Annotated in this window: 12 protein-coding genes; 9 read left to right on the top strand and 3 right to left on the bottom strand. The window is 68.8% G+C overall.

Going from position 1 to position 14,752, the window contains the following annotated elements; translation table 11 throughout:
- The first annotated feature begins 2 nt into the window (after positions 1–2).
- From IE302_RS39315 to IE302_RS39275, 9 genes are all read left to right on the top strand, one after another.
- Entirely contained in the window at positions 3–1,199 is a 1,197-nt protein-coding gene (locus IE302_RS39315) for a ricin-type beta-trefoil lectin domain protein (protein WP_191259535.1), read from the top strand.
- 462 nt (positions 1,200–1,661) lie between these two features.
- The gene (locus IE302_RS39310) at positions 1,662–2,084 is read left to right on the top strand and encodes a DoxX family protein (RefSeq protein ID WP_191259534.1); all 423 of its coding nucleotides are present in this window, start codon (positions 1,662–1,664) and stop codon (positions 2,082–2,084) included.
- Between the two features lie 308 nt (positions 2,085–2,392).
- On the top strand, positions 2,393–3,685 hold the full coding sequence (locus tag IE302_RS39305; RefSeq protein ID WP_191259533.1) for an extracellular solute-binding protein: 1,293 nt from the start codon (positions 2,393–2,395) through the stop codon (positions 3,683–3,685).
- On the top strand, positions 3,682–4,668 hold the full coding sequence (locus tag IE302_RS39300; RefSeq protein ID WP_191259532.1) for a carbohydrate ABC transporter permease: 987 nt from the start codon (positions 3,682–3,684) through the stop codon (positions 4,666–4,668). Before IE302_RS39305 ends, IE302_RS39300 begins: the two co-directional genes overlap by 4 nt.
- A complete protein-coding gene (locus IE302_RS39295) occupies positions 4,665–5,495 on the top strand; it encodes a carbohydrate ABC transporter permease (protein WP_191259531.1) in 831 nt (276 codons plus the stop codon). Before IE302_RS39300 ends, IE302_RS39295 begins: the two co-directional genes overlap by 4 nt.
- 3 nt (positions 5,496–5,498) lie before the next feature.
- Entirely contained in the window at positions 5,499–6,941 is a 1,443-nt protein-coding gene (locus IE302_RS39290) for a glycoside hydrolase family 3 protein (RefSeq protein WP_191259530.1), read from the top strand.
- A 216-nt stretch (positions 6,942–7,157) separates the two neighbouring features.
- The gene (locus IE302_RS39285; RefSeq protein WP_191259529.1) at positions 7,158–9,080 is read left to right on the top strand and encodes an elongation factor G; all 1,923 of its coding nucleotides are present in this window, start codon (positions 7,158–7,160) and stop codon (positions 9,078–9,080) included.
- Positions 9,081–9,095: 15 nt separating this feature from the next.
- The gene (locus IE302_RS39280) at positions 9,096–10,061 is read left to right on the top strand and encodes an LLM class flavin-dependent oxidoreductase (protein WP_191259528.1); all 966 of its coding nucleotides are present in this window, start codon (positions 9,096–9,098) and stop codon (positions 10,059–10,061) included.
- 156 nt (positions 10,062–10,217) lie between these two features.
- Positions 10,218–11,888, top strand: a complete 1,671-nt coding sequence (locus IE302_RS39275) for a M14 family zinc carboxypeptidase (protein WP_191259527.1) — start codon at positions 10,218–10,220, stop codon at positions 11,886–11,888.
- A gap of 93 nt (positions 11,889–11,981) precedes the next feature.
- Here IE302_RS39275 and IE302_RS39270 read toward each other — a convergent pair whose 3' ends face one another.
- From IE302_RS39270 to IE302_RS39260, 3 genes are all read right to left on the bottom strand, one after another.
- Complete coding sequence (locus tag IE302_RS39270) at positions 11,982–12,719, bottom strand: GNAT family protein (protein WP_191259526.1); 738 nt, start codon at positions 12,717–12,719, stop codon at positions 11,982–11,984.
- A 54-nt stretch (positions 12,720–12,773) separates the two neighbouring features.
- Positions 12,774–13,868: a glycosyltransferase family 4 protein gene (locus IE302_RS39265; protein WP_191259525.1), complete on the bottom strand. Its 1,095-nt coding sequence runs from the start codon at positions 13,866–13,868 to the stop codon at positions 12,774–12,776.
- Between the two features lie 80 nt (positions 13,869–13,948).
- On the bottom strand, positions 13,949–14,737 hold the full coding sequence (locus IE302_RS39260; RefSeq protein WP_191259524.1) for an inositol monophosphatase family protein: 789 nt from the start codon (positions 14,735–14,737) through the stop codon (positions 13,949–13,951).
- Between the last annotated feature and the right edge of the window lie 15 nt (positions 14,738–14,752).

Below are 14,752 nucleotides of genomic sequence, written 5' to 3'. Positions count from 1 at the left end.
GCATGACCAGAAGATTCCTCAGACTCGTGGCGGGCGCCGCGCTGGCGCTCGGCGTCATCTCCCTGCCCGCCCCCGTGGCGACCGCGGCCCCGGCCTCGACGGTCTGCGACGGTGACGGTGTCAGCGGAAAACGCGTCCAAGCGCTTTACGTCCGCGGAAACACGCAAGCGGACAGGTACGGGCAGCTCGTCGGCCAGTTCCAGACCTTCGCGAGCCAGATCGACGACATCTTCGTCGAGGCCGCGTCCCGGCTCGGCGGCGGCGTCCGGCACGTCCGGTACGTGCACGACGCGAGCTGCAAGGCGACCATCTCGAACGTCGTCATCGCCCAGTCCGCGATGGCCGACGTGGACACGATCACCAACGCCATCAAGGCACAGGGCTACAACCGCGGCGACCGCAAGTACCTCGTCTGGTACGACGCCGGCGGCTGCGGGCTCGCGTTCGGCAACGGCGGCGACGACAGTCCCGGCGCGAGCAACCCGTACAACGGCGGCCCGCACTACGCGACCGTCGGCACGGGCTGCTGGAGCTGGCAGGCCAGCGGGCACGAGCTCCTGCACAACCTCGGCGCCGTCAACGGCAGCGCACCGAACGCGACGCCGTTCGGTCACTGCTGGGACGACGAGGACATCATGTGTTACGACGACGGCGGCCTCCCGCCCGGCGGCCTGAAGAAGGTGTGCCCCGGCGCGCCGGAGAACCAGATCGACTGCCTCGGCAACGACTACTTCCACACCAACCCCGCGCCGGGCAGCTACCTCGCCACGCACTGGAACGTGGCCAACAGTCAGTACCTGATCCGCGGCGGCACGCCGTATCCGGCCGGGCGGATCACCGGCGTGGCGGGCAGATGCGTCGACGTCGACAACTCGCAGATCGCGAACGGCACGGCGGTCCGGCTGTGGGACTGCAACGGCACCGGCGCGCAGACCTGGGCCGTGCAGAACGGGACCCTGCGCGCGCTCGGGAAATGCCTGGACGTCGACAACAGCGGGACGGCGGACGGGACGAAGACGCAGCTGTGGGACTGCAACCAGACCGGGGCACAGACCTGGCGGCGGACCGGCCAGACCCTGGTCAACCCGCAGTCCGGCAAATGCCTCGACGTCCAAGGCGGCGGCACCGGCCTGGGGACGCGACTGGTGATCTCGACCTGCAACGGCTCGGCCGGCCAGTCCTGGCAGATCCCGGCCTAGACGCGTTTAGTCCGCTGAATGCGGTTGGGTAGCGCATGAAGGTGGCGGCCCCAGCTCGGTCCAGGTGGTCGTGAGTGTTTTGTGCCGTTCTAACGACACTTACCACTCACGACCACCCCGCGGGCACGCATTTAGTCCTCTGGATGCGGCCTTGCCCACCCTGAAGGTAGTGAAGGAGGCCTTCACGGACTCGGTGATCGCCACGTTCGCACCGTATGCACCAGCAGCCACAGCAGCTACAGCGACCGCGCGTGAAGGCCCCCTTCCCTCGGCTCAGCCGAGGGAAGGGGGCCTTCACGCGCTTCAGGTAGGTGAGTATGGCAGCCCCAGCTCGGTCCAGGTGGTCGTGAGTGTTTTGTGCCGTTCTAACGACACTTACCACTCACGACCACCCGCGGGCACGCATTTAGTCCTCTGGATGCGGCCTTGCCAGCCACAGCGCACCGGAGAAGGATTCCCGGCATGTCCGGAGGAGCCAGCGGAATCCGAAGCCTGCCCATCGGCTCGATCGTGCTGTGGATCGTGCGCGTCGCGCTCGCCGCCGAGTTCCTCTACAGCGCGTACCTGCTGTTCGCGGGCGGCCACACCGAACAGACCTTCGCCGAGATCGGCCTCGGGCAGTGGCTGCGGTACGTCACCGGTGTCCTGGAGGCCGTCGGCGCGATCGGCCTGCTCGTCCCCCGCCTCGGCGGGCCGTCGGCGCTGCTGCTGGCGGGCGTCATGGTGGGCGCGAGCGTCACCGAGCTGTTCATCCTCGCCAACGGCGGCCCGGTCCTCCCGCTCGTCCTGCTGATCATCACCGCGACGCTGGCGTGGTTCCTCCAAGATCAGACCCGCGCGCTCCTCGGCATCGAGCCTCCCGAAGACGACGAGGACTACCGCTGAGGCCTAGCTGGCGAACGCGAGATCCCGCTCCGCCGAACGGCCCAACGCCGACCGTCCGAATGCACCGATCAGCGGAACAGTCAACGAGAAACCGCATGTCAGCGCGCCTCGCGACAACCTGACGGCGACGCCGAAATCCGATCATCAGTGTGATCATGCGCTCACACAAGGTGAAAGATTGCGGCGCGTTTACAACGAACCGGCCACCCGCTTGACAGTCGGAGTGGTACGTACCACGCTGCCGACATTGGTCTACACCATTTTGTGGGAGCCCGGCATGGTGGCCGGGCATCGAAAGGACGGCACGAGTGAAGCGCTGGCTCAAGATGGCTGCGGGCGCCGCCGCCATCACCCTCGCGACGGCGGGCTGCGCCGGTTCCGGTAGTGGCGACAGCACGAATTCGAGCGCTCCGGCCTCGAACGGCTCGCTCACGGTCTGGCTCATGACCGGGACCGCCCCGGAATCGCTGACGAACTCGCTCCACAAGGAATTCGAAGACGCACACCCCGGCGTCAAGGTCAAGTACGAGATCCAGCAGTGGAACGGCATCCAGCAGAAGCTGACCACCGCGCTGGCCAGTGACAACCCGCCGGACGTGATCGAGCTGGGCAACACCCAGACCCCCGCGTTCGCGAACCAGGGCGTGCTCGCCGACCTCACCTCCAGCGTGGGCGACTTCAACGGCGCGCAGTGGCTGCAAGGCCTCAAGGCCTCGGGCGAGTTCGACGGCAAGACCTACGGCGTCCCGTTCTACGCGGCCAACCGTGAGGTCATCTACCGCAAGGACATGTTCGAGCAGGCGGGCATCACCGCGACGCCGAAGACGCGCGCGGAGTGGCTCGACGCGATCACCAAGCTCAAGGCCAAGTTCGGCAGCGACCCCGAGTTCCAGGCCCTCTACCACCCCGGCCAGAACTGGTACGAGCTGCTGTCCTACATCTGGGACGAGGGCGGCGACATCGCGCAGGCCAACGGGAAGGCCTTCAAGTCGACCCTGGACTCCGCACAGGCGAAGGCCGGGCTCGAGTTCTACAAGCAGCTCACCGAGGCTTCGGGCACCAAGGCCCCGAAGGACGCCGACGAGGCCACCCCGCAGCAGGCCGGCATCTACGGCGCGGGCAAGGTCGCGATGATGATCGGTGTCCCGGGTGAGGCCGACACCGCGGCGAAGACCGACCCGTCGATCAAGGAGAAGTCGGGCGCCTTCCCGATCCCGGGCAAGACCGCCGACAAGTCGGCCCCGGTCTTCCTCGGCGGCTCGAACCTGGTCATCCCGGCCAACAGCAAGAACGCGGCCGCGGCCAAGGACTACGTCAAGCTGTTCTCCACCCCGAAGTACCAGACCGAGCTGGCCAAGGCCGGTTACGTCCCCGGTACCTCGACCGACGTGTCCGCGCTCGACGCGAACCCGCTCACCAAGGTCATGGCCGAGGCTTCCAAGAACGGCCGTGCCGTCCCGACCAGCCCCAAGTGGGGTGACGTCGAGTCCGGTCAGAACCCGATCAAGGACATGCTGACCGCTTACCTGACCGGAACGAAGACGCTCGACCAGGCGACCGCCGACGCCAACGCAGCGCTCGACAAGCTCATCGGCGGATGACCACGACGAAAGATGTGACGATGCCGGCGGGGGCCACCCCGCCGGCATCGCCGCGCATCAAACCCCCGAAGTCCAACCGGCGTCTCCGTCTCGGCGAACGGACGGCGCCGTACCTGCTGATCCTTCCCGCACTGGTCGCGATCCTGGTCCTGCTGGGCTGGCCGACGATGCAGCTGATCGGGATCAGTCTCCGGAAGCTCGACCTCCGCGAGCTGGTCTCCGGGGAGATGGTCTGGGTCGGGTTCGAGAACTTCTCCGAGATCCTGAACGATTCGGAATTCTGGGAGATCACGGTCCGCACGCTGGTGTTCACCGCGTCGGTCGTCATCATCACCCTGCTGCTCGCGCTGTTCATGGCGCTGCTGATGCGGCATCTCAACCCGGTGGTCCGGGTGATCCTGCAGGTCGCGCTGATCCTCGCGTGGGCGACCCCGGTGGTCGCGACCACCACGGTCTTCCAGTGGATCTTCGACCAGCAGTACGGGATCCTGAACAAGACGCTCGCGAAACTCGGTTTCGAGAGCTTCATCGGGCATTCCTGGTTCTCCACCGGCGCGAGCACCCTGACCGTGATCGGCCTGCTGGTCGTCTGGCAGGCCGTGCCGTTCGTGGCGTTCACGCTGTACGCCGGGCTGCTCGGCGTCCCGAAGGAGCAGTACGAGGCCGCGGGCATCGACGGCGCCAACGGCTGGCAGGCGTTCTGGGCGGTCAGCTGGCCGGCGATCCGGCCGATCCTGACCATGGTCACGTTCCTCTCGGTCCTGTGGGACTTCAAGCTGTTCGCCCAGGTCTGGGCGATCCGTCAAGGCGGACCGGACGGCGCCAGCACGACGCTGCCGGTCTACATGTACCTCAAGGGCCTCGCGGGCAACCACTTCGGCCTCGCAGCGACCGCCGCCCTGCTGATGATGCTCGTGCTGATCCTGCTCACCGCCCGGTACGTCCAGCTGCTGGTGCGCACGAAGGAGGCCGACCTGTCATGAGGAAATCCCTGTCCCAGCGGATCGGCCTCGGCGCGCTCGGCGTGGTCGTGGCCCTCCTGTTCGTCTTCCCGACGTACTGGATGTTCACCTCCTCGCTGAAGACGCCGGGCCAGGTCCTGTCCCCGGACTACGACCTGATCCCGCTCTCGGCGACCCTCGACAACTTCGTGTCGGCGCTGACGAAGCCCGGGTTCACCACGTACCTCATGAACAGCCTGATCGTCACGCTCGGCGCGGTGCTGTGCTCGCTCGTCGCGGGGGTGCTGGCGGCGGTTCCCCTGTCCCGTATGCGGTTCCGCGGGCGCAAGGGCTTCCTGCTGCTGGTGCTGGTCGCCCAGCTCGCCCCGTTCGAGGCGCTGCTGATCCCGATGTACCTGCTCATGCGTGACGCCGGGCTGCTCAACCAGCTGCCTTCGCTGCTGCTGGTGTACTTCGCGGCGACGCTGCCCTTCACGTGCTGGATGCTCTACGGCTTCGTCAACGGCATCCCGTACGACCTCGAAGAGGCCGCGATGATCGACGGCTGCAGCCGGGCGGGCGCCTTCCGCCGGGTGACGCTGCCGCTGCTCGCGCCGGGTCTGGTGACCACCTCGGTGTTCAGCTTCATCACCGCGTGGAACGAGTTCCTGTTCGCGTTCGTGTTCATGCGCGACCAGAACAAACAGACCCTGCCGGTGTGGCTTTCCTCGTTCCGGACGGCGTTCTCCGTGGACTGGGGCGGGATCATGGCGGCGTCGGTCATCTACGCCGTGCCCGCACTGGTGTTCTTCATTCTCGTTCAGCGCAAGCTCGTGTCCAACCTGACCGCAGGCGCAGTGAAGGGGTAATCCTTGTCTTCACCGGAAAAGCTCGCCGCATCCGTTCTCGTTTCGGGCTTCGACGGCACCACCGCACCGGATTGGCTGCGCCGCAAGGTGGCCGACGGTCTCGGTGGCGTGATCCTGTTCGGCCGCAACGTGGTCGACGACGAGCAGGTGGCCGCACTCAGCGCCCAGCTGCGGGCGGAACGGCCGGACGTGCTCGTCGGCATCGACGAAGAGGGCGGTGACGTCACCCGGCTCGACGTCGCCACCGGCTCGTTCATCCCGGGGCCACTCGCACTCGGCGCCGCGGACGACGTCGAGCTGACGGCGTCGGTCGCCGCGGCGCTCGGCGAACGGCTGGCCGCCTGCGGGGTGACGATCAACTTCGCCCCGTGCGCGGATCTGACCCTGGCGGCGGAGGATCCCTCCATCGGGGTCCGGGCGTTCGGTTCGGATCCGGTGAAGGCGTCGCCGCATGTCGCGGCGTACATCACCGGTATGCAGAAGTACGGCGTGGCCGCGTCGGCCAAGCACTTCCCCGGGCACGGGGCGGCCACCGACGATTCGCACCACGCGTTGCCCGTGCTTCCCCGGACCGAAGCGGAACTGCACGAGATCGAACTCGTCCCGTTCAAGGCGGCGATCGCGGCGGGCGTGCGCGCGGTGATGACCGGGCACCTCGTCGTGCCCGCGTGGGGTGACCTGCCCGCCACGCTCAACCCGAAGGCGCTCACCGACGTCCTGCGCGGCGAGCTCGGCTTCACCGGCGCGGTGATCACCGACGCGCTCGACATGGGCGCCGTCGCGGGCGAACTCGGCAAGACCGAGGGTGTCGGCCGGGCTTCGGTGCGGGCGCTGATCGCCGGTGCGGACGCGCTCTGCCTGGGCGGGGTGTCGTTCGACGACGACGATCTGAACCGGATCGCGGCGGTCATCGCGGCCGCCGTCGAATCCGGCGAACTTCCGCTGGAGCGGCTGGTCGAGGCGTCCGGACGGGTCGCCGCGCTCGGCGCTCCCCCGGTGTCGACGCCGATTTCGCCGGTCGACCACCGGCTCGGCCTGGAAGCGGCGCGCAAGGCGCTGCGGATCCAGGGCTCGCCGAAGTTGGAGGGCCCGCCGCTGGTGATCGACATCGAGACCGAGCCGATCATCGCGGCCGGTCCGATGCCGTGGGGGCTCGGCTCGCATCTGACCGAGCTCGTGCCCGGCACCCGCGCGGTCAAGGTCGGCGCGGACGGGATCGCGACCGCGATCGAGGCCGTCCACGGCGCTCGTGACCTCGTCGTCGTGACGCGCGAGGCGCACCGGCACCCCGAGGTCCGCGAGTTCCTGAGCTGGCTCCGGGAGTCCTCCGTGGACTACGTCCGGGTCGAGACCGGCGCGCCGGGACCGGACACCGAGGGGCCGCGGATCGACACGTTCAGCGGGTCCTACGTCAGTCTCCGCGCCGCCGCCGAGTACCTGGCCTGACCGACCCTTTCGCATTTCGTCCTCTGGATGCGGTACTTGCACACGCAACTACCGCGTTCAGAGGACGAAATGCGTTCGGGGGTAATTCGGTTGCGGCGCCGGGACGGGGGTGCTGTAGTCGGGAAGATCGGTTCCCGGCCTAGGAGATGATCGGCTTGCGAGTGTCTACGTCCTTCCCACAGGTAATTTCCGCCTACCTCAAGGACAAGACACCTCGTGAAGACCCTCAATCTGGGGATTCTGGCGCATGTTGACGCCGGGAAGACGAGCCTGACCGAGCGGCTGTTGCACACCGCCGGCGTCATCGGCGAGCTGGGCAGCGTCGACGACGGCAGCACGCAGACCGACACGCTGGCGCTGGAACGCGCCCGCGGGATCACCATCAAGGCGGCCGTGGTGTCGTTCGCCGTCGGCGACGTCACCGTCAACCTGATCGACACCCCCGGCCACCCCGATTTCATCGCCGAGGTCGAACGCGCGCTCGGCGTGCTCGACGGCGCCGTCCTGGTGCTGTCGGCGGTCGAAGGCGTCCAGGCGCAGACCCGCGTCCTGATGCGGACGTTGCGACGGCTGGGCATCCCCACCCTGCTGTTCGTGAACAAACTGGACCGTCGCGGCGCGGACCCGGACCGCGTGTTCCGGGAGATCGCCGCGAAACTGACGCCGTCGGTCGTCGCGATGACCCCTTGGGAACCCGACAGGGTGATCGACGTGCTGGCGGCACTCGACGAGGACTTCCTGACCGGGTATCTCACCGAACCGGACGAGTTCACGCCGTCGCGGCTCCATGCCGAACTCACCGCGAAAGTGGCAGGCGGGCAAGCGTATCCGGTCTACTTCGGCTCGGCGATCACCGGCGCCGGTGTCGACGCCCTCCGCGACGGCATCGAGAACCTGTTGCCCGCCAAGGAAAACGACGTCGACGGACCGCTGTCCGGCACGGTGTTCAAGGTCGACCGCGCTCCAGGCGGCGAGAAGATCGCCTATGTGCGGCTGTTCTCCGGCCGCGTCGCCGTCCGCGACAAGGTCCCGCTCGGTGACCGCGAAGGCAAGGTCACCGCGATCAGCGTCTTCGACAACGGCTCGGCCGTGGCGTCGGGGTCGGCCGAGGCCGGGCGGATCGCGAAGCTGTCCGGGCTCGACGTCCGGATCGGTGACGTGCTCGGGGTTCCGCGAGCGCGCGCGACGCGAGCCCTGTTCTCGCCGCCGACGCTGGAGACCGTCGTCTCCCCGGTGCGCCCGGCCGATCGCGGGCGGCTGCACCAGGCGCTCACCTGGCTGACCGAACAGGATCCGCTGATCGGCCTGCGGCACGACGAGGTCCGGCAGGAGACTTCCCTTTCGCTGTACGGAGAAGTGCAGAAGGAGGTCATACAGGCGACACTCGCGGAAGAGCACGGCATCGACGTCACGTTCAGCGAGACGACCACGATCTGCGTCGAACGCGTCTCCGGCACCGGGTCGGCGGCCGAACTCATCGGCAAGGAACCCAATCCCTTCCTGGCGACGGTCGGGTTGCGGGTCGAGCCCGGTCCGCCGGGGAGCGGGATCTCGTTCCGGCTGGAGGTCGAACTCGGCTCCATGCCGTACTCCTTCGTCAAAGCCGTGGAGGACACGGTGAAGGAGACACTGCGCGAGGGCGTCCACGGCTGGGAGGTGCTGGACTGCGTGGTGACGATGACGCGTTCCGGGTACTACGCCAGGCAAAGCCATGCCCACGGCACCTTCGACAAGAGCATGTCGAGCACCGCGGGCGACTTCCGCAACCTGACGCCGCTGGTGCTGATGGCGGCGTTGCGCGAGGCCGGGACGACCGTGCACGAACCGATGCACCGGTTCACCCTCCAGGCCCCCGCCGACACCCTCGGTCCGGTCAACGCGCTCCTGGCGCAGGCTCGCGCCGTCCCGGGCACCACGGTCACGAAAGGCGGGACCGCGGAGCTCCACGGCGAGATCCCGGCGGCGAAAACCCATGAGGTGCACCAGCTCCTGCCTTCGGCGACCCGGGGAGAAGGGGCGATGGAGACCGCCTTCCACGGCTACCGGCCCGTCCGGGGAGCGGTGCCGTCACGATCGAGGACCGACAACAACCCGGTGGAACGCAAGGAATATCTGTTACGCGTGCTGCGGCGCGTTTGAAGAACGGAGAGCGTCATGGTTTCACGGCTCGGAGTCAGGATCCCGCGCGAACTGCCGGCCGCGCGGCTGAAGGATTTGGCCCGGCGCGCGGAACAGGAGGGCCTGGACGAGGTCTGGATCGTCGAGGACTGCTTCTACGCGGGCGGGATCGCCACGGCGGCGACGGTGCTGGCGGCGACCGAGAAGATCACCCTCGGCATCGGCATCATGCCCGCCGTGGCGAGGAATCCGGCCATCGTGGCGATGGAGATCGCGGCGCTGGCGGAGCTGTACCCGGGCAGGCTGATCGCCGGGTTCGGGCACGGGGTGCCGAGCTGGATGCGGCAGATCGACGCGTGGCCGAAGTCCGCGCTGGCCGCGTTCGAGGAGACGCTGACGGTCGTCCGGCGGCTGCTGGCGGGTGAGCGGGTTTCCTTCGAGGGCAAGCACGTCCGGCTCGACGAGGTCGAACTGGAGTTCCCGCCCGCGGTGCCGCCGAAGCTGATCGCCGGTGTCCGCGGCCCGAAGTCCCTCGCGGCGGCGGGCCGGGTGGCCGACGGGACGCTCCTGGCGGAACCGGCGACGCCGGAGTACGTCCGCGCGACGCGCGGCGTCATCGGCGTCGAGAGCCACACGATCGCCGCCTACAACTGGCTGGCGCTCGACGAGGACCCCGAACGGGCCCGCGAGCGGGCGCGATCCGACGTCGCGTCCGCCATCGGGCCGAACTCCGGCCCGGCCTTGGAGCCGCTGGACTTCGGCGCCGAACTGCTGGCCGAGGTCGCCGCCGCGGGTGACGACCGAGCCGAGCTGGCGCGGCGCCTGCGTCCGGAGTGGATCGACAGGCTGAGCGTCAGCGGCCCGCTCGACCGCTGCGTCGAACAGATCCGCGCGCTGTACGCGGCCGGGACCGAATCCGTCATCCTGCTCCCGTTGCTCGGGGAACCGGAGGAGGAGTCCTTCGCGGCGGCGGGCCGGATCGCCGCGGAATTGCGCGGCTGACCTACCGCATTCAGAGGACGAAATGCGTGTGTTCACAACGCGTTTCGTCCTCTGAATGCCCCTCCGGCCACCCGAAAGCCGGTCCGTTCCGCCCCTGTCGCGGCAGGTGGTGATCCCTAACGTCGTCGGGGTACCGATCACAGAGGGGATCACCACATGCCCGATTCCGACCCCGCCCGGCATTTCGTCACCGTCTCCGTCGCCGATCCCGCGGCCCTGCGCCTGCTCGCCCGTCGCGGGCTCGACCTGTTCCCTTCGACGGCGAGGGAAACCGGCGGCGGCGCCGCGATCGACGGTTACCTCGCCGACGCGGAGATCACCGGACTCACCGGCGACGGGCACGACGTCCACGTCCATCCCGACGTCGAGGCCGCGCCGCTGGAGCTCGCGCCGGAACCCGCCGCGCGGAGCCTCGCGGCCGGACCGGAAACCGCCGTGCCGCCCGGATACCGGGATTCCGTACAGTTCGAACGCCTGATCCGCGACATGGCCCAGTCCCTGCCGGACACGTTGTCCTGGGTCCGGTTGCCCGAACGGTCCGTCCAGGGAAAGCCCATGTCCGCGCTGAGGATGCGCGGCGGCGACCGGGCCGACCGGCCGGGCGTGATCCTGATGGCCGGGGCGCACGCGCGCGAACTGATGAACCCCGAGCTGCTGTACAACTGGATCTTCCGGATGGCCTACGCCCTCTCGTCGCAGACGTCGGTGTACTACCCCGGCAGCGACTACGGGCACAGCCTGGTCAGGCTGATCGTCGACAGCCTGGACATCTTCGTGGTCCCGATGGTCAACCCGGACGGCCGCGACATCGTCCTGTCCGCGGAGCATCTGCGGATGTGGCGCGGGAACAGCCGCGGCGTCGACCTCAACCGCAACTACGACTTCCTCTTCGAAAGCGGGATCGGCACCAGCGCCGACCCGGCGAGCGAGATCTATCGCGGCCCGCAGGCGTTCTCCGAGCCGGAAACCCGCGACATCCGCTGGCTGCTGGACACGTTCCCGCACATCACGGCCGTGCTGGACCTGCATTCCTACAGCGAGTTGATCCTCTATCCGTGGGGCGACGACGACAACCAGACCACCGATCCCGCGCAGAACTTCCGGGTGCCGAACCCGGATCGCGGCGTGCCGAACGACGGGCGCTACCGCGAATACATCCCGCAGGGCGATCTGGACTGGTTCCTCCGCGCCGGGAGCCGGATGCGCGACGTCATCCCGAAGGCGCACGGCCGGACGTACACGCTGCAACAGAGCGTCGGGTTGTATCCGACGACGGCGACCATCGACGACTACACCTTCGCCCGCCATTTCGTGAATCCCGGGCTGAAGAAGGTGCGGACGTTCTGCATCGAGACCGGCAGACCGCCGGTCGGCGGCGACGTGCTCGGCGCTTTCCAGCCGCCGTACGAAGAAGCCCGTAAGGTGATCGAAGAGGTCGGCCCGGCGATCATGGAGTTCCTGCTGGAGCTCACTTGCCCGACCGGTCCCGACAGCCTTCTGCTCCAAGAGGCCGAAGAGGTTTTCGCCCGGCACGTGGGCTCCTCGCGGGAACTGTACGACGACCTCGTCGGGCACGGGCCGAGCATCCTGCGGGCACTCGGCGACGATCCGCGGGCGCGGGTGAAGGCGACTATCGCCTTGAAGCGGCTCATCGAGACCGCCCAGCTGGAGCACGATCCGGTGCTGGACAGCGATGTCGCCGGGAAGCTGGCCGAAGCCGCGACGGCGATCAGCGAGGCGGTGCCGGAGGCGCGGGCGCTGCTGAAGGAGTTCGTGGCGCGGGCGGAGCGGGCCGGCGGGCAGCGGCTGAGCACGGTGCTGGGGTAACGCGCCCTTCCCGGCTCCCCACAGATGTCATGAAAGGGCCGTTCAGGACATATTTCGTCCTGAACGGCCCTTTCATGACATCCGGGACCGCGCTCAGAACGGATGCTCCATCCACACGTTCGCCTCCACGTAGACCCCGCAGTCCCGCTCGACGTTCGCGTGCACCGGCGCGATCCCGCCGGGGATCACGTTGTCGCCGTCGACGAGGTTGACCCCGCTCCATTCCTTCCAGTCCGCGATCGAGCCCGAAATGGTCACGGCGAACGGGCAGATCTTGATCATCCGCGCGCCCAGCCGTTCGTGCGTGCGCAGCCAGCGGTCGGCGAGCAGCCCGTCTTCGCGACGCCGCACCGCGTACTCCTCCATAGGGACATCCGGTTCGTCCTCCTTGCCGATCGGGCGCACCGAAACGATCAGCCGCTTCAGCCCCGCCTCGGCCGCCCGCGCCTTGAGCGCCTTCAGCATCGGCGTCGACAGCCCGGTCCCCCGCATTTTCGGCGCCACGACGACTTCCAGCGCGCACAGGGTGTCCGGCGCGCGGCCGTCCATGAGATCCTGCGCCGCCCACTGGATCGCCTCGTCCCAGCCGTGCGCGGGCAGTTCGTGGCGATCGTCGGCGGGATAGGTCAGCGGGACCGACAGCGCCCGCGCGATCGGCACGCCGTCGTCGTCCAGCGCGATCAGGAAATACCGGGACCAGTGCCGCAGGAACCGTTCCGGGGTGATCATCTTCCCGCTGAACCCGGCGTAGATGAACTCACCGCCGACGTCGCCGAGATTCAGCGCGGGATCGAGGAGATCGGGACGGGAGGCAAGATCGACGATTCGCATGCCGCCCAGTCAACCGAGCCGAAGATCGCCAAGATAGCTGCTTCCGGGCGATGATCAAGCCAGCTGACGCGGCGCGGACTGCAACCGCGAGAGGACGTCGGTGAGCCTGCCCGCGGCCACGTCCCACTCCTCGAGGACGCTGCTCCGCGCGAGCGCCGCCGTGCGCAGCGCATGACGGAGTTCCGCGTCGAGCGACCAGCGCAGCAACGCCGTCGCGAGTGCCGACGGGTTGTTCGGCGGCACCAGCATGCCGGGCACCCCGCCGCCGGGCGCCGTGCCGAGCGCGTCGTGCGCGCCGGCGGTATCGGTGGCCACCACGGGGATCCCGCGAGCCAGTGCCTCGGCGACGACCAGGCCGGACGTGCCGCCGCGGGCGGGCAGGACCAGCAGATCCGCGCCGTCGTAGACCAGGTCGAGGTCCTCCGGCGGCCGGATGAGGCTGATCCGGGACCCGAGCCCGAGCCGTTCGACCGTCCAGCGCAGTTCGTCGACGTACGCGGGATCGTGGTGCGTCGCCCCGGCGAACACGCATTTGAACGCCAGTTCGTCGACCGTCGAAAGCGCGCGGATGAGCACGTCCTGCCCGTGCCGCGCGGTCATCGGGGCGAGACACAGCAGCCGGGAGACACCGTCCGCTCCCGCGGCGAGCGGGGCCGCGTCCGTGCCGGGTGTCGCGACGTAGACACGGGTGGGGTCGAGGTCGTGCCGGTCGATCAGCTGCCGCGCGAGCCACGGTCCGGTGGCGACGATCATGCCCGCCAGCCGCAGCGTCTCCCGTTCGCACGCGTCGAGTTCAGCGGCCTGCGCCGGGTCGAGCGCGGGGTCGTCGGCGAGCGGCCGGTGGACCAGCACGGCCAGCCGCAGCCGCCGGGCGTGCGGGACCACGATCTCCGGGACCCCGCAGGCGACCGTGCCGTCGATGAGGACGACGGTGTCGTCGGGCAGCGCGGCGAGGGAACGGGCCAATCTCGACCGTGACAAGGCCGACGGCATCGGCCAGTCACCGGCGATCGGCAGTTCGAGCAACGGGAGGCCGGTGGCCGGGAGGTTCTGGCACATGCGGCGGTCGTACTCGCCGCTGGTGTCTTCGGCGTCCCCCGGCAGGACGAAGACGACCGGTTCGGTCACGCGGACATTCGAGGTGAACACGGTTACCTCCAGATGCGGGCGCCTTATCAGGGGACACGGACGCGACGCCCGCCCGGTTCATCTCGTGAGTGACAAACTTTTCACCCGCCGACGCGGGCGATCGCCGCCACGATCCCGTCCCGCAGTCCGGCGCCGACCGCGATGGTGGCCGCCGAGCGCACCGTGTGATCGCCGCCGTCGGTGTCGACGACCGCTCCCCCGGCCTCGCGCACCAGCAGGACGCCCGCCATCGTGTCCCACGGTTTGTTGGCGAGGATGACGCTCGCGTCGAGTTTGCCGTGCGCGACCCAGGCCAGGTCGATCGCCGCGGAGCCGAGGAACCGGACCCGCTGCACGCGGCCGCCGAGTTCGGCCAGCAACGCCATCCGCACGCGGTTCTTGACCTCCGCCTCCTCACCGACCGCGAAGTCGCCGATGCTCACGATCGCGTCGGACAGTCTCGTCGCTTTCGAAGCCTCAAGACGCTCTTCGCCCGCGTACGCGCCCTGGCCCTCGGCGGCGGTGTAGGTGACATCGAGGAACGGCAGAGAGATCGCCGCGACCGTGCTCTTCAGCCCGTCGACGAGCCCGAGCGAAACGCCGCACAGCGGGATGCCGCGCGCGAAGTTCGCCGTGCCGTCGACCGGGTCGAGCGCCCACCACAGGTCCTCGTTGCCCTCGTGGCCGCGTTCCTCGCCGAGGATGCCGATCTCCGGGGTCTCCCGCGCCAGGAATTCGCGGACGGCGTCCTCGACGGCGAGGTCGACGTCGGTCACCATGTCGCGATCACCTTTGGCGGCAACGGAAAACGAGGTCATCGAGCGGATGATGCCGGTCGCCTTGGCGACGGCTTCACGGGCGACGGACAACAATGCGGCGTGGTCGGTCATGTGGGTACCGTAGCC

The sequence above is a fragment of the Amycolatopsis oliviviridis genome (assembly GCF_014654365.1).
Lineage (GTDB): Bacteria > Actinomycetota > Actinomycetes > Mycobacteriales > Pseudonocardiaceae > Amycolatopsis > Amycolatopsis oliviviridis.
This window is presented reverse-complemented; position numbering and strand designations above follow the sequence as displayed.